The following is a 21,335-nucleotide window of genomic DNA, read 5'->3' on the forward strand; positions in this document are numbered from 1 at the left end:
TCACATCATGATAATTTGTCATTTTATGATATGAGCTGAAACATTGATTAAATTTTCATTTAACAATATTTCAGCTATATAACGTTCTTATTGACTAAGATTTATTGAAAAATCAAATAGAAATAAAGATATTTTCCACAGACATAAAAAACTAATAGCTACAATAAAAGGTATAAAGTTTATAAGTCTGCTTTGAACTAAAGCATAGTTAACACATTGAAAAAATTAATAATAAGCAATTACTAACAAAAGAAATTTGGTTAATACTGTACTTTTACACAATATCATCCTCAACACATTTAACAGCAAAAGAATGGTTACTTTGTCTGATATATGGGTTATAAAATCTGAAGCATCTGGCCATTATTATAGTTAAACCATTCAATATAAAAATAGTGAGCATAACACCCGTTATGCTCACTATTAGCTATATGTTGACTAGTTAGCCAGACACGACTATTACATCATGCCGCCCATGCCACCCATGCCACCCATATCAGGAGCAGCAGGTTTATCTTCCGGTAATTCAGTAATCATGCAGTCAGTAGTCAGCATCAGACCAGCGATAGAAGCAGCATGCTGCAAAGCAGTGCGGGTAACTTTAGCCGGATCCAGTACACCCATTTCCAGCATATCACCATACTCACCGGTACCAGCGTTATAGCCATAGTTACCAGAACCATTCAACACATTGTTGACTACAACGCTTGGTTCATCACCAGCATTGGCAACAATCTGGCGTAATGGTGCTTCAACTGCTTTCAGTACGATTTTCACCCCGGCTTCCTGATCGGCATTAGCACCTTTCAGGTCTTTAATCACAGCACGGGCACGCAGCAGGGCAACACCACCACCGGCTACCACACCTTCTTCTACCGCAGCACGGGTAGCATGCAGGGCGTCATCCACGCGATCTTTTTTCTCTTTCATTTCAACTTCAGTAGCAGCACCAACTTTAATTACTGCCACACCGCCGGCCAATTTAGCCACGCGTTCCTGCAATTTTTCTTTATCGTAGTCGCTGGTAGCCACTTCAATATGTTTGCGGATTTCAGCAACACGTGCTTCAACAGCAGCCTTGTCACCCAGTCCGTCAATCACAGTAGTATTTTCTTTACCAACTTCTACACGTTTAGCCTGACCTAAATCTTCCAGAGTGGCTTTTTCCAGAGACAGACCAACTTCTTCAGCAATAACAGTACCACCGGTCAGGATAGCAATATCCTGCAACATGGCTTTACGACGGTCACCAAAGCCCGGAGCTTTAACAGCAACAGTTTTCAGGATACCGCGAATGTTGTTTACTACCAGAGTAGCCAGAGCTTCACCTTCAACATCCTCAGCAATAATCAGCAACGGACGGCTGGTTTTTGCCACTTGTTCCAGAACAGGCAGCAAATCGCGGATGTTAGAGATTTTTTTATCAAACAGCAAAATATACGGGCTGTCCAGACCGGCAATCTGTTTTTCTACATCAGTAACAAAGTAAGGAGACAGGTAGCCACGGTCAAACTGCATACCTTTAACAACTTCTACTTCATTTTCCAGTGATTTGCCGTCTTCAACAGTGATTACGCCTTCTTTACCCACTTCATTCATGGCTTTGGCAATGATTTCACCGATAGATTCATCTGCATTAGCAGAAATAGAAGCAACCTGAGAAATTTCTTTAGACTTTTCCGGAACCGGTTTAGAAATATTTTTCAGTTCAGCAATAACAGCTTCAACAGCTTTATCGATACCGCGTTTCAAATCCATCGGATTCATACCAGCAGTAACGTATTTCATGCCTTCAGTAACTATAGCCTGAGCCAGAACAGTTGCAGTAGTGGTACCGTCACCAGCCACGTCATTGGTTTTAGAAGCCACTTCTTTAACCAGCTGTGCGCCCATATTTTCGAATTTGTCTTTCAATTCTACTTCTTTAGCAACAGACACACCGTCTTTAGTGATGTGCGTTCCGCCAAAGGCACGATCCAGCAGCACGTTACGACCTTTAGGGCCTAAAGTTACTTTTACTGCTTCAGCCAATACATTGACACCAGCAACCATTTTCTGACGGGCTTCATCAGAGAATTTCACGTCTTTTGCTGCCATTTGCAACTCCTAATCTTTAATAATTAATTACGCAATAAAATTAAATTTCTGGATAAATAATTTATTCAACGATACCGAAAATATCTTCTTCGCGCATTACCAGCAACTCTTCACCGTCTACTTTAACAGTCTGGCCACTGTATTTTCCGAAAATTACTTTATCGCCAACTTTAACATCCAGTTTCTGACGGTCACCGTTTTTCAGCAGTTTGCCATTACCTACGGCAATTATTTCACCCATATCAGGTTTTTCAGCAGCAGAACCAGGTAACACAATACCAGAAGCAGTTTTTTCTTCAGCTTCCAGACGTTTTACGACAACGCGGTCATTCAAAGGACGAATAGTCATATTATCTTCTCCACATCTTTAGTGCCTGAGGCACAGCAAAGTTGGTTAATACAAACCCGCATTTTCAGCGGGACGTAAATATAAATTTATTCGCTACTTAAAGTAAGGCTGGCTTGCTGCAATTCAAGAGTAAGTGAAATAATTTTTTTCCTCACTCTTACAAATACTTAGCAAATTTGACAAATTATCTTAGTCATTACAGACAGATAGCTGCAATTACAAGCAAATCTCCCGCATCCCAGTTCGACCCGATAAATTAATTTGAGACAGAGCAAATATATTACCTCAGCCCGCCGGACAGATTCCGGACACAGGTAACACATCAAGAAAAAAGATCGTTTATCTGCTAATTACAGATAAACAGTTTTTTGCATAATATTAAGTATATATACCAGATTAAAATATAAACGGTGAAATGCCAAATAATGCTGATTAACTTAATTACCAGAATTATTTTACCAAATTCTGAAAATCAGAATTTCAATTTACAGAGGGGCTTATTTTCTTTCAAATCTGGTATCAATCTGAGCTGATAACGTTTCGCGGGCACGTGCAATACGTGAACGCACTGTACCTACCGGACAGCCTAATTCCTGAGCGATTTCTTCATAGGTCAGACCATTTATCTCTGATAAAATAATCGGCTGACGCAGATTGGCTGGCAATTGATTAATTGCTTCATCAACAGCATCAATCAGCTCACGATTAAGTAACAAATCCTCCGGAGTCTGATAATCTGACAAATGTTCCAGTACATCAGTTTCATCTCCGTCCTCATCCATAATCTCAGTAATCATTTGCGGTTCACGTCCGTAAACAGCAGCCATAGACTTAGCCGTATTCATACCGATACAGCAAAGCCACGTATAAAACTGACTTCCGGCACGAAATTGCGGCATAGCTTTATAAGCTTTAAGAAATGTTTCCTGTACCACATCCAGCGTCGTTTGCTCATCATGAGTAAAACGACGCAGAAAGTGTTTTAAACGACGCTGATACTTTCTGACCAGCAAACTAAAAATCTGAGCATCACCCTGCTGAGCCCTTCGCACCAACACCTGCTCTTCCACCTGCCGGGTAGAATCATCATGCATTTTGTTATCCTCTAGTCATTATTGTTGTTGCATCAATCAGCAGCTGAATCTGCGATAAATCTAGTATCTGCCTTAAAGTTTTACAGCCTTAGAGGCAAGTCCTCCATAATTGGCATCCATCCGTCAGTTATACCTCTGTCAATATCAACAGCAACATTAATAACAGCGACACACTGATTGTCTGAGTCACATAAAACCGGCCAGACAGCACGCATAAAAGGAGGGATCTTCCTTTCTTGTAATAATTTTCTAACTTTTTTTCTTCCTCCTCTCAGAACAATAGTATCTTCATTATCTGCCTGACGCACTATCCACGCAGCATCAGTTTCCGCCAAACCAAAAGGATGCCGGTTCCATTGCAGATAACGGGCAGTAACCAGTTTCTGACTGGATACCGGTAACAATCCATACCAGTGCCACTGCCCGCTTACATCATACTTATCAATCCATAATCTGGAATCATAATAGACCACACGTGCATGCGGTAAAGCCCATTGTGCACCGGTTTTGCCTTCCATCAACTGTCGTGCAAATTCTGTTAGAGCCGCAGACGTAGACATTCCCAAACAATGCTTTTGCGTAAATAAACGCAATTGCTGCCGACGGCGTGATTCACTTAAATTACGCCATAAAGGTATCTGAAACCCCCTTTGCTGTGCATGCAGCATAGTCCAGTCAGCTTCAGCTATTTCATTTAATAAGGACAGTTCATCCTGTAAACGTTCTACTGCCGCTTCTATCTGGGTATCCAGGTGTGGCAGATGTGTGCGCCAGTATGGCAAACCGTCCAGACGCAGCCAGTTGCGTAAATAGGCACAATTACTATTACTGTCATCTTCAATATGCCCAAGTCCTGCGGCATCTGCATATGCCTTGAGCTGTTGCCGGGAAAAATGCAATAGCGGACGCCAGATAACAGTATTTTCAGTTAATGAACGTATCGCCGGCATAGCTGAAAGCGAACGTAAACCGCCACCGCGCAGAGCCCCCAAAAAAAAGGTTTCAATTTGGTCATTTCTGTGATGCGCCAATACTACTGCATCAGCTTCACTATCAGCATAAACCTGATAACGTGCTTTACGCGCAGCGGCTTCCAATCCCTCTCCGGCCGCACGCACATCTACTCTGACCAGTTGCAGCGGAACTGACCACAATGCGCATAATTGCTCACAAAATGCAGCCCACTCATCCGCATATCTGCTTAAACCATGATGCACATGAATTGCAGATATCTGTATCGGCAGACTATCACGCAACTGAGTCAGCGCGTGTAACAATACCACTGAATCCAACCCGCCGCTGAGACCTACTGCCAAAATACAACGGTCAGCCATAGAGGCTGACCATTGTTGTGCAATACTCTCACATAATTTACTTACCGCTGAACTGACCATAGCTCATCAGACGATCAAAACGCCGGCTTAGCAATGTCGACAACTGTTTGCCTTTAGCATCTTGCAGCTGACGGGTTAGCACCGATTTTACCCGTTGCATAATTTCCGGATAATTACGATGTGCTCCTCCCAGAGGTTCCTCAATCACAGTATCAATTAATTTCAAATCATGCAGGCGTTTGGCAGTAATCCCCAGAGCCTGAGCAGCTTCCGGAGCTTTTTCAGCCGTTTTCCATAGAATAGATGCACAGCCTTCAGGTGAAATCACTGAATAAGTCGAAAACTGCAGCATATTGATGTAATCACCTACAGCGATTGCCAGAGCCCCGCCGGAACCGCCTTCACCAATCACTGTACAGATAACCGGTACACGCAGCCGTGCCAGCTCGTATAAATTACGGCCGATGGCTTCAGACTGTCCTCTTTCTTCCGCTCCGATGCCCGGATAAGCTCCCGGTGTATCAATAAAGGTTAGCAAAGGAATTTGAAATTTTTCTGCCAGCTTCATCAGACGCAGAGCTTTACGGTATCCTTCGGGCTTAGGCATCCCAAAATTACGGCGAATTTTTTCCTTGGTATCACGGCCTTTCTGATGACCAATAACCATTACGCTTTCACCATTAAAGCGTGCCAAACCGCCAACAATGGCGGCATCGTCAGCAAACGCACGATCCCCGTGCAATTCTTCAAAATCTGTACACAGAGCATCAATATAATCTAAGGTATACGGACGCTGTGCGTGACGGGATACCTGCGAAATTTGCACCGGCGTCAGTTTGGCAAAAAGATTTTTGGTTAAATCGTCGCTTTTCTTTTTCAGGCGCGCGATTTCTTCGGATATATCCACAGCTGATTCATCCTGTACAAAGCGCAATTCATCAATTTTCTGTACCAGTTCAGCTATAGGTTGTTCAAAATCCAAAAAAATCTGTTTCATTGTTAAAATATCCGCAAAAACATGTATCAGCTATGATACGCGAAGAAATGAAGCTATGCAGCCCTTATTAATAAAAACCTGATAGCACAATTATAAATTATAATAATAACAATATGATTTATAAAATATAATTATAAAAAAACATCTCTACAGCCACTTGCGCATCCGAATCACATTTTAGCGTTTTCTATCAATTTAAACAGATATAGCAACAACTTAAACCACATGCCTCAGCAGCAATGCTAATTAAATAAACATCCGATAACAAGCAGATTCGAAACACTATATACGCAACAAATATGCATTAACAGCTTGCCAAGACTAGGAATTACCCACTAAAATTAGCGATTTTCTGTTATCTTGGCAGAATAAAATTACTTCGATTTTTTCACTAAGGAATACACTATGGTAGTTATCCGTTTGGCTCGCGGTGGTTCTAAACACCGTCCTTTCTATAACATTGTCGTAGCAGACTCTCACAACCGTCGTGACGGCCGCTTTATCGAACGCGTTGGTTTTTACAATCCTGTTGCCAATGAGAAACAGGAACGCGTACGTCTGAGCGCAGACCGTCTGAACCACTGGATTGGTCAGGGCGCGCAATTAAGCGAAGCTGTTGCCAAGCTGGTTAAAGAACAAAAGGCTGCGGCCTGATTTAGCAGTAAAGCAAATGAATAGTACACAGCCACAATGGGTAGCAATGGGCTATATAAAAGGTGTGTTCGGAGTAAAAGGCTGGGTGAAAGTCCATTCTGATACTGAATATACCGATAGTCTGCTCGACTATCCGCAATGGCAGCTGAGTAAAGATGGCCAGATTAAAACTGTAAGCATAGCCGAAAGTAAAATCAGCGGCGATGAATTACAGGTAAGATTTGACGGCATAACCGATCGTGACAGCGCAGCATTACTGCGCGGCTTTACCATCGAAATAGACCGCGCCAGCTTTGCCGAAACCGATGACAATGAGTATTACTGGACAGACCTGATCGGAATGCAGGTACATAACCGTACACAGGAAAATCTGGGAACTGTCAGTTCATTAATGCAAACCGGTGCGCATGACGTACTGGTAGTAGATGGTGCTTTTGGCCGTAAACTGATTCCCTTTGTCTCACAGTACATTGATGAAGTTAACTTGCCTCAACAGCAAATTGTTGTTGACTGGGGCAGTGATTACTGATGCACATTCAGGCCATTACCCTGTTTCCGGAAATGTTTACCGCCCTTACCGGCAGTGGCGTAACCGGTCGTGCATTACAAAAAGGTATATGGGAATTTGCTACCATTAATCCGCGCCAGTTCGCTGATAACCCATTGGGTTATATTGATGACCGGCCGTTTGGTGGTGGCCCGGGAATGATTATGATGGCTCCGCCCTTACAGGCAGCCATTGATACAGCCAGACAGACTTGTCCCGAAGGACGGCTGATTTATATGAGTCCGCAGGGCAAGCCACTGAATCATGCACAGACAGCAAATCTGGCTAGAGAAAAGGCTTTGATTGTACTGTGCGGCCGTTATGAAGGTATTGATGAACGCATCCTGACCAGCAACGAAGTAACCGAAATCAGTATTGGTGACTTTGTGGTTTCCGGCGGTGAATTGCCGGCAATGATGTTAATGGATGCAGTAATCCGTTTGTTACCCGGCACACTTGGCGATACACGCTCAGCAGTAGAAGACTCATTTGCCAATGGTTTACTTGATTGCCCACACTACACCCGTCCGGTAGAATTTCGTCAGCAGACAGTTCCCGACGTTTTACGTAGTGGTAATCATGCTTTAATCGCACAGTGGCGATTAACTCAGGCGCTCAGGCGCACACTGACACGTCGTCCGGATTTACTGGCCGATCGTGAATTAACCCCAGAGGAATCCAGACTCTTGCAGACGATCAGACAAGAGGAACGGGATATCCCATTATAATAGGAAGCTTAATATGAACTTAATTCAACAATTAGAGCAAGAAGAAATCGCTCGCCTGAATAAAGAAATTCCGGCTTTTGCACCAGGTGATACCGTGGTTGTTTCTGTACGTGTTACTGAAGGTAGCCGTACCCGTTTACAGGCCTATGAAGGCATTGTAATCGCCCGTCGTAACCGTGGTCTGAACAGTAACTTCATCGTTCGTAAAATTTCCAGCGGTGAAGGTGTAGAACGTACATTCCAGTTATATTCTCCAGCCGTTGAAAAAATCGAAGTTAAACGTCGTGGTGATGTACGTCGTGCCAAACTGTACTACCTGCGTGGCTTAACCGGTAAAGCTGCCCGCATCCGTGAAAAACTGCCGGCTCGTAAAGCCTAAGCAGTATTTACAATTACTATTAGCTGCCTGCGGCAGAGCTAATACTCAGGCCGAATCATCAGATTCGGCCTTTTTCTTTATGTTTTCGGTCAAACTGGTAAAACAGAAAATATCAGAGCTTGTAAATAGCATGAAATAATCAATAAATACTTATTGAAATAGTGTTATATAAAAAATATTGAATAGATAATTGAATTTTTAAAAATTAATTTCTCTGACAGAAATAATCGAAATCTGTGAATGCCAGCCACGCCTATCCTCTTGTTCACAAACTCTAATAATTTACACACCGGCAAAAGGTGAAAAATGTTAAAATTATCCGGTTTTTGGTTTACTCCATCCTAATTTAACTTGCTTTGTCTTACCCAAAGGAAACACACCAAATGAGCCAGTCCCTGAGTTATCGTGATGCCGGTGTTGATATTAATGCTGGCGATTCTTTGGTTGAAAGAATTAAACCATTTGCTAAGCGTACCATGCGGCCTGAAGTATTGGGTGATCTGGGCGGATTTGGTGCTCTGGTTGAAATCAGCCAGAAATATCGCCATCCGGTACTGGTTTCTGGTACCGATGGTGTAGGTACCAAACTGAAACTGGCCTTTGAATGGGATCAGCACGACACTGTAGGCATTGATCTGGTAGCCATGAGTGTCAATGATATTCTGGTGCAAGGGGCAGAACCATTATTCTTTCTGGATTATTTTGCCTGCGGCAAACTAGATGTTGAACGTGCCGCCGCTGTTATTAAAGGCATTGCAGCCGGGTGCGAACAGTCCGGATGTGCACTGATTGGTGGTGAAACTGCAGAAATGCCGGGCATGTATCCCGATGGCGAATATGATCTGGCCGGATTTGCAGTTGGCGTTGTAGAAAAAGAACAGGTAATTAACGGACGCAGCATTGTTGCAGGTGATATTGTATTAGGTCTGGCTTCAAACGGTATTCACTCCAATGGCTATTCACTGGTTCGTAAAATTATCGAACGCACCCAGCCGGAGCTTGACGCTGAATTTAATCAGGGTAAAACATTGCGCCAGGCAATCATTGCACCGACCCGGCTTTATGTAAAACCTATTCTGGCGGCACTAAAACAATTTACCATCAAAGGTATGGCTCATATTACCGGTGGCGGTATCAGTGAAAATGTACCCCGCATTCTTCCTGAAAACACAGTGGCCGCCATTAATTCTCAATCATGGTCATTACCCAAACTTTTTCAATGGCTGCAACAAGCTGGAAATGTAGAAACTCAGGAAATGTACCGCACTTTTAATTGCGGTATTGGTATGGTTTTGGTGGTGAGTGCAGAAGATGCAGATGTTATACAGAAATTTTTACAGCAACAAGGCGAAACCGTTTATCAGATAGGTCGTATTCGTACTCGTCAGGGTGACGAACATCAAACCCAGATAAATTAAAGGATAATTTTGATAACCGACTTAAATTTATAAATTTTCAGGTTAAGAATATTTTCTTAGTAATACTATAAACTTATAAATACAGGCAGCCACGTCTGGCTGCCTATTTACTATGTCATAATATATATTACAAATGATATATTAACGCCTGCAAATTTTCTTAGAAGCGCTGTAACTGCCATCATTACATACAAATTTCGTACCGGCACAATGGGAAATACCCCCTTTTTTACCAGAACATGGTTCACGACCTCTGGCATTAGCTGGGTTAAATACACTAAACATAAAAATAGCAGCACTAAAAGCTAAAACCCAATTTTTCATTGCTTCTCCTGTTATTTATCTTTAATAAGTAAATTTATTATAATTAAATATTAAAATTAAATGCAATTTATGCATATATTAATATTTGATTTTAATCAAACATGTATATATTAAATATTAAAATCTATTTATGAAGATTGATTATTAAGAAAATAATAGAATCAGTTAGTTGAAATAATAATAGCTTATATTTTTTAAAAACTGTAATAATTAAATATAGCCTTTTGCCAACATCAGTTGATTGCCGGCAAAAGGCATATCATCGTTTATTTCGTCAATAATGCAGGAAGTAGCCTTTCAATCCATTGACGCAGTAAAATCAGTTTGCCATGAAAAAAATGGCCGGAACCGGGTACAACCAATATGGGCAAGTCCTGCCCTTCAGCCCAGTTCAGACTGTTCTGCAACGGTACCACTTCATCTTTTTCACCATGAATCAGTAATGTAGTAGCAGGATTATAGGCACTGGGTGCATCGATAGTATACATACCTATAGCCGGACCCATCAGCAATAAGGCATCCGGCCTTGCTGTAAGCGCGCTGAACAAGGCTACATAGCCACCAAAAGAAAAACCGGATAATACCAGTTTACTAACTTCCGGATGCTGAGCACGGGCAAAGTCAACCACGGCAAGGCAGTCCGCCACTTCACCGCGACCATAATCATGCTCTCCTTCGCTATTACCAACGCCACGCAAATTAGGCAGATAACAGTGAAAACCCATTCCTGTAAGTGCTTTTGCTGCTGTCTGTACCACTTTATTGGTATTCAGCCCGCCTTGTAAAGGATTAGGATGATTAATTACAGCCACACCACAAGCAGTACCCTGCGCGGGTAAATAAATAGTTTCAAGCCGCCCTGCCGGCCCGTTAATCCAGATGTTCGGTTGTTGCTTCAGCATCAGATTTACTCATTACTTTCAGGTTTATCCACTAACAATCGGGTAACAACACGATCGTTTGCCAGTTCTTCATCCAATATTTCCTGCAGGTCACTTTCGTCTACATAGGTATACCAGCGCCCCTGCGGATAAAGCACCATAACCGGCCCTTCATCACACCGGCCAAGACAGCCGGCACTACTGATACGCAGCTTACCTACTCCCATCAGCCCCATGGCCTTAGCATGACCTTTGAGATAATCAACTGCATCTGCACCAACATCATCGTCTCCACAGCTCTGGCGACACGGATTATCTCGGCGATTGGTGCAGACAAAAAGATGTTTAGCATAATAACTCACGGGTTTTCCTTTATTCTTTGTTTCTGTTCACACCGGCAATATCCATTTTGCCAGTATGAAATATTTAATCATTAAATGTCAGCACACGATTGCTGTGTGATTGCTGAGCTTTAATTGAAGCCAGCATAGCGGGCAAATCCAGATTAAATTCAATTGCACGCTGTGCAGCCCGTTTTTTCAGTTTATCCCAGTCACGTACTGAAGGCAGCTGCTGAAAGGCCAGTACGGCAATATTGCCATGAGTTTCAGCCGGCACCATTAGTACTCTGTTGTCAAATACACTACGCAACCGGCGTACAAAAGTCTGAAACCGCTTGTCACCCTGCCACCAGTTAGTAACAAAGATACCATGCTCACTCAGTGCCTGACGGCAATCCTCAAAAAAAGGTTCAGCAACCAGACTGTCAATAATCTGCTCACCATCAAAGCCATCAACCAGAATGATATCTGTATTTCCCCGTAATATCTTGATGTATTCGGCACCGTCGTCTTCAATAATTTCAAATTTTTCGCCCTCAAATGGCAGCTCAAACATACTGCGGGCAATACTGATAACCTGAGGGTTGATATCGACAGCAGTCTGACAGGTATCAGGCAGGTAAGCTTCTATCCAGCGTGCAAATGAACCACCGCCCAAACCTATTTGGGTAATATGCCGGGGCATGCTGTCGGCAAACAATAACCATGCCATCATAGCCCGGCTATACGATAGCACCAGTTCTGCCGGATCATCGACATTCATAGAACTTTGTATAGTAGACGTACCCAGATGGAGTGAACGTATATTGCCTGATTCGGATATGCCTACTTCGGGTAACTCATAGTGCGCAGGACGTAAACGACGATAGGGGTGTTGTGGCATAGTAATTTCCGTCATCAGATAACAATAAAGTAGCAATTGGCCGGATGGCTAATATGCAGTCTGATAATATTCAATATCAGATTAGCAATAAACCGTTTAAAATAATATTAGCCTCACTGATAAGACTGGAATAAACAGCAAATATAGTGAGGCCAGTTGGTGGTGTATTATATAGTTATAACAGATTTTTTTGTTTTATAAAGTATTATGTCACTTTAGATAGCAAATGGTTTATTGAATCAATTTTCTGGTACTGCAACCTATAAATCCGGTGTTTCCATTTGTATTGCTGAATCACAAACTATCTATCATGAGATTTGTAAAATATCCAAGGGGTAATTTAATAACTATCTGTGTTGTAAGATTTAACAAGTACAGATACAGAATAAGGTCAATAGACTGATTAGTGCTGTTATCAGCAAAATCACAAGCAAAGCACAATCAGATAATAGTGCTCTAAATCAGCAATAAAAGCAGGCAAACCATCCCCACTACTCAATATTCCTGTCGGAAAAAGTATGAGCTGATATACATAGGATGATACTGGCAGGACCGCTTGCCTGCCATTCATAATATTTTATGCTCCGGCAATCAGATGCAGGGCTTCTTCATATTTAGCCAGTGTTTTGGCAATTATGTCTGTCGGTATATGTGGTGCCGGTGGTTGTTTATTCCAACCGGACTCTACCAGCCAGTCACGGATAAACTGTTTATCGAATGAAGGCGGATTGCTACCAACCTGATAGCTGTCTACAGACCAAAAACGGCTGGAATCCGGGGTAAGCACTTCATCCATAAGCGTCAAAACACCATTCTCATCCAAACCGAATTCAAATTTGGTATCGGCAATAATGATGCCTTTACTGCGAGCATAATCCGCGGCTTCTGAATATAGCTTAATCGCCTTAGCACTTACCTGCTCTGTCAGTTCTTCTCCCAGCAGAGAAGCACATTGTGACAAACTGATATTTTCATCATGGTCGCCTACAGCGGCTTTACTCGAAGGAGTAAAAATCACCTCAGGTAATTGTTCAGCTTCCCGTAATCCCGCTGGCAATTTAATTCCGCAAACAGCTCCGGTTTGCTGGTAATCACGCCAGCCACTGCCAGAAAGATAACCGCGAACAATAGCTTCTATTTTCAACGGGCTTAATTTTTTTACCACAACTGCCCGTTTGGCAATTTTCTCAGCCTGCTGGCGTGGCAGCACATCATAAACTGTTTCACCAGTAAAATGGTTAGGCATAATATGTTGCAGTTTTTTAAACCAGAAATTGGATATCTGGGTAAGAATTTCGCCTTTTCCTGTTATAGGTTCAGGTAAAATTACATCAAAAGCCGATAAGCGGTCTGTAGCTACCATCAGCATGCGTTTCTCGTCAATTGCATACAAATCGCGTACTTTACCCGAATATATTTTTTCCAGCGCCAGCTCAGTCATCATCTACCTCTATTCAAGCGGTTAATCGCCAATATAATATACCTGTGCAAATCAATAACCTTGTGCTAAGGTAATCATTGTGCAACAAATGTTAGCAGCCAATGATTATTTTAACCGATATTGCAATACAACAGACAGTCTGTTTGCCGTACTGCAAGGGTTAAGCCGGTTGCTGATGTTAAATCGTAGATAAATTCCACGCCAATTGGAAGGAGAATTGCCATGGCTGATTTTGATTCACAAAAAAAAGATTTAATGAAAGAAGTACGTTCTGTACTGGATGAAGTTGAAGATTTATATGAAAACGCCGGCGACAACGGGTCTGATCAGGCTAAAGCATTGAAAGATCAGTTTCGTAAAAAACTAAGCAATACCAAATCCAAACTGTGCGATATCGAAAGTACACTGGCAGAAAAAGCCCGTGCTACAGCTGAACGCACTGATGAGCTGGTACATGAACAACCATACTATGCTATGGGTGTTGCTGCCGCAGTCGGCTTTCTTGCCGGTGTGTTGCTGGGACGTTGCAGACACTAAACAACTTACGGCATAAGTTCATTCAGGCAATCTGGTCTGACGATCGGTTGCCTGAATATAATTTACTTTTTAACGGATAATATACCATGAGTATAGGCAATCTTGGTCGTGACCTGCGCCAGCTGAAAATCTGGCTGACTTATGGCACTGAGTTATTGTGGATTCGCTTACGTATGCTGCGCCTGGATGCGATTGCCCAGCTGCAAAGTATTATTGTACTGATGGTACTTGTTGTACTTGCCGGAGTAATGTTTTTTCTGGGATTTATTAGTTTATTATTCGGTCTGAATACTGTACTTTCCCCTCAGGCTAAAGTATGGGTATTTTTTGGTCTTGCCATTCTGTTTTTACTTTTGATTCTGCTTCTGACTATATTGATTATTAAATTGTTACGCAAGCAAAGCCAGTTTATGACAAAAACACTGGATGCAATGAGTGAAGATCTAAGCTATCTCAGACACACCGGCAAGCATGAAGCCAATGGAGAACACAGACGACCATGAGTAAATCCGATAAGTTGAATATCGCACAACAACGCGAATTGCTGGACATACAGGCACAAGGTACGAGATTAAAATTACTCGCAGAGCAGCTCAGGAATGGCGATAATACCCATAAATCACGTTTATGGCAGCGCTCGCTGAATATTGTGGATAAAATTCCGGCAGGAGGTTTGGCACTTAAGCTGGCAAACAAACCCAAACGCTGGCGCAACAAGCTGCTGGTGGGTGCAGTAATAACCGCGGCTACTCTGATAGCCAATAAAATTAGCCGCAATATACGTTAAAATACAACAGATAATAAAGATAAAGCCTCTTATCAGCAAGTAAGAGGCTTTTATTTATAAAACCTGAATGAACTTAGATTCCACGCAGCAAATCATTAACACTGGTTTTAGCACGGGTTTTGGCATCTACTTTTTTGACAATTACTGCACAATACAGACTATGGCTGCCATCTTTTGCCGGAAGACTGCCTGAAACCACAACAGAACCGGCTGGTACCCGGCCATAACTGATTTCACCGCTTTCACGGTCATAAATTTTAGTAGACTGACCAATAAATACACCCATCGAAATTACACTGCCCTCTTCGACAATTACCCCTTCAACAATTTCAGAACGGGCGCCGATAAAACAGTTATCTTCAATAATTGTTGGTGCTGCCTGTAAAGGTTCCAGTACACCACCTATGCCTACCCCGCCACTCAGGTGAACATGTTTACCAATCTGAGCACAGGAACCTACCGTTGCCCAAGTATCAACCATCGTACCTTCATCAACAAATGCACCAATATTAACAAATGAAGGCATCAGTACTACATTTTTACCAATATGACTGCCGGCACGTACTACTGCACCCGGAACTGCACGGAAGCCTGCCTGCTGAAAATCTGCGCCAGTCCAGTTGGCAAATTTAGTAGGTACTTTATCAAAATAGCGATTGACTGCATCATCTGCCAGTACATTGTCACTAATCCGGAAAGACAGCAATACTGCTTTTTTGGCCCATTCATTTACCAGCCACTGATTACCCTGTTTTTCAGCCACACGCAGATGTCCGCTGTCCAGTTGCTGTAAAGTTTCAGCTACAGCTTCCTTTACTTCGGCAGTTACAGAAGCCGGAGTAATTTCCGCGCGGTTTTCAAAAGCAGTTTCAATTACTTGTTGTAAAGACATACAATATTCCTATAATCAATAATTCAGTTCCGGATTATCAAGGGTATAACACCATTATCTGCCAGTATCTGTGATTTGAAAGAGTCTGGCTGTGCCAGTGAACGTGGATTAAACTCATGCAGACAAGCTGCAAATTCAGCATAAGGAATTTTACGGGCACCAAAGCTGGCTAAGTAGTCAGTGTAAACCTGACAATCTATCAGCGTTACGCCCTGTTGCTGCAAATAATGCACGGCATGCACAAAAGCTATTTTGGAAGCATCCGAAGCATGAGCAAACATGGATTCACCATAGAATATCTGCCCGATCAGCACGCCGTATAAGCCTCCAGCCAGAATCGTATTGCCATCTTTATCCCGATACCAGCATTCAAATGAACGAGCATACTGCTGCTGATGTAACGAATAGTAAGCCTGCTGCATTTCTGCGCTCAGCCATGTACCGTTCTGCCCGGGGCGCGGCGTTTGGGCGCAGTTGGCAATCACCTGCCGGAAAGCATAGTTCATGGTCACGGCATAAGGCTTATTGCGCAGATTTTTCGCCAGAGAACGACTGACTTTCAGCTCTGCCGGAAATAGTACCATCCGCTGCGCAAAAGACCACCACATAATAGGCTCATAAGGTGAATACCAAGGGAAAACACCCTGCCGGTATGCAGCCAGTATTCGGGCAGGAGATAAATCGCCGCCAACAGCCACCAATCCGTCACGTTGTTGCTGTGCAGTTTCAATATCTGGAAAATCCAGATTATTCCTGCTCAGAACCGGAACACGTAAGCGGTATTCAGGCTGATTCATACTTGAATATCCTGCCCTTTATTTCAGTTTCAGAGATATTTATTGTCAAACTGCTGGCACTCAGTGCATACACCATACATATATAAAGCATGGTCTACAATACGGTAGCCATTATCATCAGCAATCTTTTTTTGCAGCTTTTCAATTTCTTCACTGCAAAATTCAGTTACCTTACCGCATTTAATGCATACAAGATGATCATGATGACCGCCGCGATTTAATTCATATACGGCTTTACCGGTTTCAAAATGATGGCGTAACAGAATATTGGCCTGTTCAAACTGAGTAAGCACACGATAAATGGTGGCCACACCGATTTCCACGCCTTCATCAAGCAGGCGCCGGTATACATCTTCTGCACTCATATGCAGTTCAGGCTGGGCTTCAAATAGCTCCAGAATCTTCAGTCTGGGGCCAGTAACCTTTAAACCGTTATCTTTTAATTGAGCTACATTGCTATTCATGATGCTTATTTCACCACTAAGTAATAATACTCGCTATAATACGCACTTTTAAGGCAATTGCCCACTGGGTGTCATACAATGTCGCCATCGCCATTGCTAACTGTTTCGTCCCGGATCAGAGGTATCAGTATGAAAAAAATATACTGCCTGCTGGCAGTGGCCGTTCTAGGCCTGAGCGCATGCTCCACAGCAAAACTGACACAAATTCCGTCGTACAAACTGAAAATTATTCAGGGTAACGAGCTGGACCAGAATGTTGTGAACTCTTTACAGCCCGGTATGAGCCGTGAACAAGTACAAATGCTGCTTGGCACTCCTTTACTCCGTGATCCGTTTCATGCCAACCGCTGGGATTATCTGTTTGTTATAACCCGTGCCAATGAAATTCAGGAAGAGAAGAAGCTGACTCTTTACTTTGATGCCAACGGAAAACTGATACATGCCGAAGGTGATGCTTTAACTGCTCAGCCTGTACCTGTAACGGAGTAAAACATGTCTACATCACGTTTAAGAATTGCTGTAGCCGGTGCCAACGGGCGTATGGGCAGAGCTCTTATTCAAAGCATCAGTCAGCGCCAGGACTGTGTTCTGAGCGGTGCCCTGGAACACGATGCTTCCCCTGCTATCGGTCTTGATGCCGGGTTTGCTATCGGTCTTGAGCTGGGTGTTAGTATTTGTCACGACCCGGAAAAAGTACTGGACAATACCGATGTATTGATAGATTTCAGCAAGCCGGAATCCACACTGAATAATCTGGCTATCTGTGAACGGCTTGGTGTCAATGATGTTATCGGCACGACCGGTTTCGATGAAACAGGCAAACAACGCATTGCCTCAGCCGCTGAAAAAATTGGCATTGTATTTGCCCCTAATTTCAGTGTAGGTGTCAACCTGACCTTTGCTCTGCTTAATACCGCTGCCCGAGTATTAAATGAAGGCTACGATATTGAAATTATCGAAGCTCATCATCGCCATAAAGTTGATGCTCCTTCTGGTACTGCTCTGCGCATGGGAGAAGTAATTGCCGATGCACTAGGTCGTGATTTAAAAACCTGTGCCGTTTACGGGCGCGAAGGACATACCGGAGCGCGTGACCCGCAGACAATCGGCTTTTCAACTATCCGCGCCGGTGACATTGTCGGCGAACATACGGCATTGTTTGCTACTGATGGTGAACGCGTAGAAATCAGCCATAAAGCCTCCAGCCGTGCTACTTTCGCTAATGGTGCTGTCCGGGCGGCAGTGTGGCTGCGTCAGCACCCACATGGTCTGTTTGATATGCAGGATGTACTTGGTCTGAAATAAAGTTATCTGACAAACACAGTAAACAGGGTTAGCTATTTATCTGGCTAACCCTGTTTATTTTAGACATTTTAAAACTAAAAACGGTATAGAATTAATTATATTTTCAATAACATAACATAACAACCATAAAAAAAGCCATTGACAGAAACAATGGCTTAAAAAATTTTGCAATACATACTTCATTATTTATGCAGCCATAGCCATACATTTATCCGCGCAGGCATTACAAGCTTCAGCGCAGCGCTGACAGTGATCCATTTTAAAACGACCACATTCCTGAGCACAGGCACGGCAAACTTCAGCACACAGCTGACACACCTGTACGATAAAAGCACTGTTCATGCACATAAAATTAACAGCAAGTGTGCACATAGCCGCACATTGCATATCCAGATGAATACACTTAGCCATCATTTTGACATCATCTTCCTGCAGACAGGCAGTAGAACAATATTGGCATAAAGCAATACAGCGGTTACAGGCTTCTATACATTCTTTAAATTTCTGGGCATCCATGGTTGATATCCTATTCAGCAATATTTTGATTTAACAAGAGAAATCAAAATCAGTCTATAAAACCATAGCGCATATTGCAATCCATTTACAGGTAAATAAAATTATGATTTAGATAGATTAATTTAAGTTTTATCCGAATCTGTATTTCATATGCCAAATAACAGGTGAAAATTGTTTATTCACGTAAGTAAGCAAAATATAATAGAAAAATAATTTCAGAATATAAATTTTTATTTTCTGATTAGCCATTCATAAAGCAGATTGATTACTTTCAAAGTAAAATATTAAAACCGTTTCAATGATTAACTTTATGTTTGATCATAAAAATCCAGTAATCCAGATTCGCCCCCTCTTTACATTATCAATAAATATCTAAATTAATCAGTAATATATTGAAATAATACAATATAACTCCATATTAATAATCTATTATTTTGAAGGAGTTTATTATGGCCAGCGGCTGGGCATCAGATGATGCGGTAAATCAGCAGATTGAAAGCACAATAGCAGATGCCATCAATCATGTTCGCCAGCAAATAGATATCGCAGATGAAAGCGCAGAATTTTGTGAAGAATGTGGCGAAGCAATTCCTATCGGGCGTCGTCAGGCTATTCAGGGCGTTCGTTTTTGTGTTCACTGTCAGGCCGAACGGGATAAGGAAATGCAGAAAACATTCAGTTTATATAACCGGCGTGGCAGCAAAGACAGTCAGTTACGCTAAATTCAGTATAAATAACACAATGAAAATACATTTGCCAATTTTGTATATTTGATTGAACAAAATAAATAGCAATGGATATTAAAAGTAAAAATAAAGCAGTTTGTCTGTTTTAATCCTCTTACAGAGTTTTTTACCGGTGATGATCTGTTTCTGTATTAATACCGCCATATAAATTGAGTCAGACAATAGCACCGCATTTCAATGCCGGAATTATCAGTACCAATCAGATTTTTCTGCAGTACCATTCTACTTTACCAATGATTTCAAAATTTTCCTCAGGATTATTCAGATCAATAGTAAATGCTTCGTATTCTTTATTAGCAGAAGTAACCAGTAATTGATTATTCGGTTTCAGCTGTGTACGCTTAACCTGTATATTATTTCCTATACGCAATACATACAGACCATCACCACCTTCTTTTTTATCATGATTAATCAGTACATGATCTCCGTGATTAAGTATTCCGGACATACTGTCATCTTTGATAATAAAGGTACTCAGTTTTTGCGGATCTACATTCAAGTTATTTTTCAGCCAGATACGATTAAATGCAAATGTGCATAAAGCATTACTCTCACTGGCATTGACTTCATATGAATTCTGCAAAGAATACTCTGGAATAAATGCATAATCTCCGGCATATATTTCATTTGAGCGGCCGGCATAATCACAACTGCTTTCACTGAGGTGAGCACCGGTATTCACAGATAAAGGATTGGACAGCGTTGCATAGCAATCTTTATGATTATTTTCTCTGTCCTTTTCAAATTTAGGTCCTTGACCTTTTGCTAACCATAATAGACTTACCTGTGCAGCATCAGCTATTTTAATTAAATTTTCGGCACCTGGTTCCGCACCATGTTTTACCCATTTAGATGCAGTCGGATAAGCAACCCCTACTCTTCTTGCTAATTCAGAAACACTTTTCAGAATATCTACTACTTCCTGCATTCTAGAGGCAAAGCCGACGTTAAAATTTTCCATATGGGAATTACCTTCAAATAAAAAATATGTAAGGTCAAATTTAAAATATATTTGCAAACAATAATTTACAATTTTAAAATTATAAAAAAGCAACATTTTGGTACATTCTTTAAATTAAAACTTGCAAAATATAACTTTTACTATATAATTTAGTATGTAAATATATTAGGAGCATTAACTAATTACTTTAATATAATTAAATTTAACGTTAAATTTTTAACGTTTATGCTATACTATTAACTTACAGTATTGCATTTAATATTAAATAACGTACATTGGCTAAACATTCACTTTGCTTGCTTGGCACTGAATGAATAATACCATTTTGTCATGAGCAAGGAAATGCCAGAAAATGGGTGACTTCGTGTCTTTGTACTTTTTTTGTATAAAAAAATTGATCAAATAAAATAAAATATCACATTTTCTGAAACAATTGTTTAACCTAAAGCAATATTTTTCAAGTCATTATATGTGAATTTTTTGTTAAACATATAGTATTTTACTATTATTTCAAAATAAATACTCTTAAAATAAACCTCCATAAAAACCCTTTAAATCTTAATTTTTGATTAATTTTTAAATAAATTTCAATTAGTAAATTTATATTTATATTTCTAGTTATATATTTCCAACACTAAAATTTTCTTTAATATACAAATAAAACTTTCAAAATTTTTTTGGAAAATTAATTTGTAAACAAAAACAGCAAATTCATTTATTTTTCATTGATTTTAATTATACTATTAAATTTTTTTATTATAACTAAAAAGTATATATAAAGTTAACACTTCATTTTTTATATTAATTTTTTAATGTGTAACTATAAATCAAGTTACAACCTACAAATGCATAGATAAATAATA

At 41.2% G+C, this 21,335-nt stretch carries 26 protein-coding genes; 11 read left to right on the forward strand and 15 right to left on the reverse strand.

The genetic code is table 11. The features are described from left to right. Window positions 1–459: 459 nt before the first annotated feature. The 5 genes from groL to H3V11_RS01210 all read right to left on the reverse strand — a co-directional run bounded on the left by groL (window position 460) and on the right by H3V11_RS01210 (window position 5,871). Window positions 460–2,097, reverse strand: a complete 1,638-nt coding sequence (gene groL, locus H3V11_RS01190) for a chaperonin GroEL (protein ID WP_198223433.1) — start codon at window positions 2,095–2,097, stop codon at window positions 460–462. Between the two features lie 61 nt (window positions 2,098–2,158). Further along, entirely contained in the window at window positions 2,159–2,446 is a 288-nt protein-coding gene (gene groES / locus H3V11_RS01195; RefSeq protein WP_025331149.1) for a co-chaperone GroES, read from the reverse strand. Between the two features lie 497 nt (window positions 2,447–2,943). After that, on the reverse strand, window positions 2,944–3,540 hold the full coding sequence (locus H3V11_RS01200; RefSeq protein WP_025331150.1) for a sigma-70 family RNA polymerase sigma factor: 597 nt from the start codon (window positions 3,538–3,540) through the stop codon (window positions 2,944–2,946). Window positions 3,541–3,620: 80 nt separating this feature from the next. Further along, window positions 3,621–4,934, reverse strand: coding sequence for a tRNA lysidine(34) synthetase TilS (gene tilS / locus H3V11_RS01205; protein WP_198186286.1), 1,314 nt, complete (start codon window positions 4,932–4,934; stop codon window positions 3,621–3,623). Continuing rightward, a complete protein-coding gene (locus H3V11_RS01210; protein WP_025331152.1) occupies window positions 4,912–5,871 on the reverse strand; it encodes an acetyl-CoA carboxylase carboxyltransferase subunit alpha in 960 nt (319 codons plus the stop codon). The genes tilS and H3V11_RS01210 overlap by 23 nt, the downstream gene beginning before the upstream one ends. 405 nt (window positions 5,872–6,276) lie before the next feature. Here H3V11_RS01210 and rpsP point away from each other — a divergent pair, with 405 nt between their 5' ends. The 5 genes from rpsP (at window position 6,277) to purM (ending at window position 9,597) form a co-directional block, all read left to right on the forward strand. Next, window positions 6,277–6,525: a 30S ribosomal protein S16 gene (gene rpsP, locus H3V11_RS01215; protein WP_025331153.1), complete on the forward strand. Its 249-nt coding sequence runs from the start codon at window positions 6,277–6,279 to the stop codon at window positions 6,523–6,525. 16 nt (window positions 6,526–6,541) lie between these two features. Next, window positions 6,542–7,054 (forward strand): ribosome maturation factor RimM, encoded by a 513-nt coding sequence (rimM, locus tag H3V11_RS01220; protein ID WP_078475139.1) that lies wholly within the window; start codon window positions 6,542–6,544, stop codon window positions 7,052–7,054. Beyond that, on the forward strand, window positions 7,054–7,800 hold the full coding sequence (trmD, locus tag H3V11_RS01225; RefSeq protein ID WP_025331155.1) for a tRNA (guanosine(37)-N1)-methyltransferase TrmD: 747 nt from the start codon (window positions 7,054–7,056) through the stop codon (window positions 7,798–7,800). The genes rimM and trmD overlap by 1 nt, the downstream gene beginning before the upstream one ends. Window positions 7,801–7,813: 13 nt before the next feature. Then, a complete protein-coding gene (rplS, locus tag H3V11_RS01230; protein WP_025331156.1) occupies window positions 7,814–8,179 on the forward strand; it encodes a 50S ribosomal protein L19 in 366 nt (121 codons plus the stop codon). A gap of 383 nt (window positions 8,180–8,562) precedes the next feature. After that, entirely contained in the window at window positions 8,563–9,597 is a 1,035-nt protein-coding gene (purM, locus tag H3V11_RS01235) for a phosphoribosylformylglycinamidine cyclo-ligase (RefSeq protein ID WP_198223434.1), read from the forward strand. A gap of 141 nt (window positions 9,598–9,738) precedes the next feature. Here the strand turns inward: purM and H3V11_RS01240 are convergent, their stop codons facing one another. The 5 genes from H3V11_RS01240 to H3V11_RS01260 all read right to left on the reverse strand — a co-directional run bounded on the left by H3V11_RS01240 (window position 9,739) and on the right by H3V11_RS01260 (window position 13,467). Beyond that, window positions 9,739–9,921 carry a hypothetical protein gene (locus tag H3V11_RS01240; RefSeq protein WP_025331158.1) on the reverse strand — a complete coding sequence of 61 codons (183 nt, stop codon included), beginning with the start codon at window positions 9,919–9,921 and terminating at the stop codon, window positions 9,739–9,741. A gap of 266 nt (window positions 9,922–10,187) precedes the next feature. Further along, on the reverse strand, window positions 10,188–10,823 hold the full coding sequence (locus H3V11_RS01245; RefSeq protein WP_198223435.1) for an alpha/beta hydrolase: 636 nt from the start codon (window positions 10,821–10,823) through the stop codon (window positions 10,188–10,190). Between the two features lie 5 nt (window positions 10,824–10,828). Beyond that, window positions 10,829–11,164: a ferredoxin gene (locus tag H3V11_RS01250; RefSeq protein ID WP_110414424.1), complete on the reverse strand. Its 336-nt coding sequence runs from the start codon at window positions 11,162–11,164 to the stop codon at window positions 10,829–10,831. Between the two features lie 64 nt (window positions 11,165–11,228). Next, a complete protein-coding gene (locus tag H3V11_RS01255; RefSeq protein WP_198223436.1) occupies window positions 11,229–12,026 on the reverse strand; it encodes a polyamine aminopropyltransferase in 798 nt (265 codons plus the stop codon). Between the two features lie 577 nt (window positions 12,027–12,603). Continuing rightward, the gene (locus H3V11_RS01260; protein WP_198223676.1) at window positions 12,604–13,467 is read right to left on the reverse strand and encodes a phosphoribosylaminoimidazolesuccinocarboxamide synthase; all 864 of its coding nucleotides are present in this window, start codon (window positions 13,465–13,467) and stop codon (window positions 12,604–12,606) included. A 222-nt stretch (window positions 13,468–13,689) separates the two neighbouring features. On the opposite strand from H3V11_RS01260, the gene H3V11_RS01265 reads away from it, so the two are divergent. The 3 genes from H3V11_RS01265 (at window position 13,690) to H3V11_RS01275 (ending at window position 14,791) form a co-directional block, all read left to right on the forward strand. Next, window positions 13,690–14,004, forward strand: coding sequence for a YqjD family protein (locus H3V11_RS01265; protein ID WP_025331163.1), 315 nt, complete (start codon window positions 13,690–13,692; stop codon window positions 14,002–14,004). Window positions 14,005–14,090: 86 nt separating this feature from the next. Continuing rightward, the gene (locus H3V11_RS01270) at window positions 14,091–14,507 is read left to right on the forward strand and encodes a phage holin family protein (RefSeq protein WP_025331164.1); all 417 of its coding nucleotides are present in this window, start codon (window positions 14,091–14,093) and stop codon (window positions 14,505–14,507) included. After that, complete coding sequence (locus H3V11_RS01275; protein WP_084553029.1) at window positions 14,504–14,791, forward strand: hypothetical protein; 288 nt, start codon at window positions 14,504–14,506, stop codon at window positions 14,789–14,791. Before H3V11_RS01270 ends, H3V11_RS01275 begins: the two co-directional genes overlap by 4 nt. 73 nt (window positions 14,792–14,864) lie before the next feature. On the opposite strand, the gene dapD is transcribed toward H3V11_RS01275, so the two are convergent. Genes dapD through fur form a run of 3 tightly spaced genes read right to left on the reverse strand, consistent with a single transcriptional unit; the run spans window position 14,865 to window position 16,944 of the window. Further along, window positions 14,865–15,683, reverse strand: coding sequence for a 2,3,4,5-tetrahydropyridine-2,6-dicarboxylate N-succinyltransferase (dapD, locus tag H3V11_RS01280; RefSeq protein ID WP_084547880.1), 819 nt, complete (start codon window positions 15,681–15,683; stop codon window positions 14,865–14,867). A gap of 23 nt (window positions 15,684–15,706) precedes the next feature. Then, window positions 15,707–16,480 (reverse strand): leucyl/phenylalanyl-tRNA--protein transferase, encoded by a 774-nt coding sequence (aat, locus tag H3V11_RS01285; RefSeq protein ID WP_198223437.1) that lies wholly within the window; start codon window positions 16,478–16,480, stop codon window positions 15,707–15,709. A gap of 29 nt (window positions 16,481–16,509) precedes the next feature. After that, window positions 16,510–16,944: a ferric iron uptake transcriptional regulator gene (gene fur / locus H3V11_RS01290; RefSeq protein WP_025331168.1), complete on the reverse strand. Its 435-nt coding sequence runs from the start codon at window positions 16,942–16,944 to the stop codon at window positions 16,510–16,512. Window positions 16,945–17,073: 129 nt separating this feature from the next. On the opposite strand from fur, the gene H3V11_RS01295 reads away from it, so the two are divergent. Next, window positions 17,074–17,433, forward strand: coding sequence for an outer membrane protein assembly factor BamE (locus H3V11_RS01295; RefSeq protein ID WP_025331169.1), 360 nt, complete (start codon window positions 17,074–17,076; stop codon window positions 17,431–17,433). A 3-nt stretch (window positions 17,434–17,436) separates the two neighbouring features. Beyond that, window positions 17,437–18,249 (forward strand): 4-hydroxy-tetrahydrodipicolinate reductase, encoded by an 813-nt coding sequence (gene dapB / locus H3V11_RS01300; protein WP_025331170.1) that lies wholly within the window; start codon window positions 17,437–17,439, stop codon window positions 18,247–18,249. Between the two features lie 186 nt (window positions 18,250–18,435). Here dapB and H3V11_RS01305 read toward each other — a convergent pair whose 3' ends face one another. Further along, the gene (locus H3V11_RS01305; protein WP_025331171.1) at window positions 18,436–18,765 is read right to left on the reverse strand and encodes a four-helix bundle copper-binding protein; all 330 of its coding nucleotides are present in this window, start codon (window positions 18,763–18,765) and stop codon (window positions 18,436–18,438) included. A gap of 449 nt (window positions 18,766–19,214) precedes the next feature. Here H3V11_RS01305 and H3V11_RS01310 point away from each other — a divergent pair, with 449 nt between their 5' ends. Continuing rightward, a complete protein-coding gene (locus H3V11_RS01310; protein ID WP_037391531.1) occupies window positions 19,215–19,487 on the forward strand; it encodes a DksA/TraR family C4-type zinc finger protein in 273 nt (90 codons plus the stop codon). 223 nt (window positions 19,488–19,710) lie between these two features. Here the strand turns inward: H3V11_RS01310 and H3V11_RS01315 are convergent, their stop codons facing one another. Then, entirely contained in the window at window positions 19,711–20,472 is a 762-nt protein-coding gene (locus H3V11_RS01315) for a S24 family peptidase (protein ID WP_198223438.1), read from the reverse strand. Window positions 20,473–21,335: the final 863 nt, after the last annotated feature.

The organism is Snodgrassella sp. W8158, from assembly GCF_016100435.1.
In the GTDB taxonomy this organism is placed as follows: Bacteria; Pseudomonadota; Gammaproteobacteria; order Burkholderiales; family Neisseriaceae; genus Snodgrassella; species Snodgrassella alvi.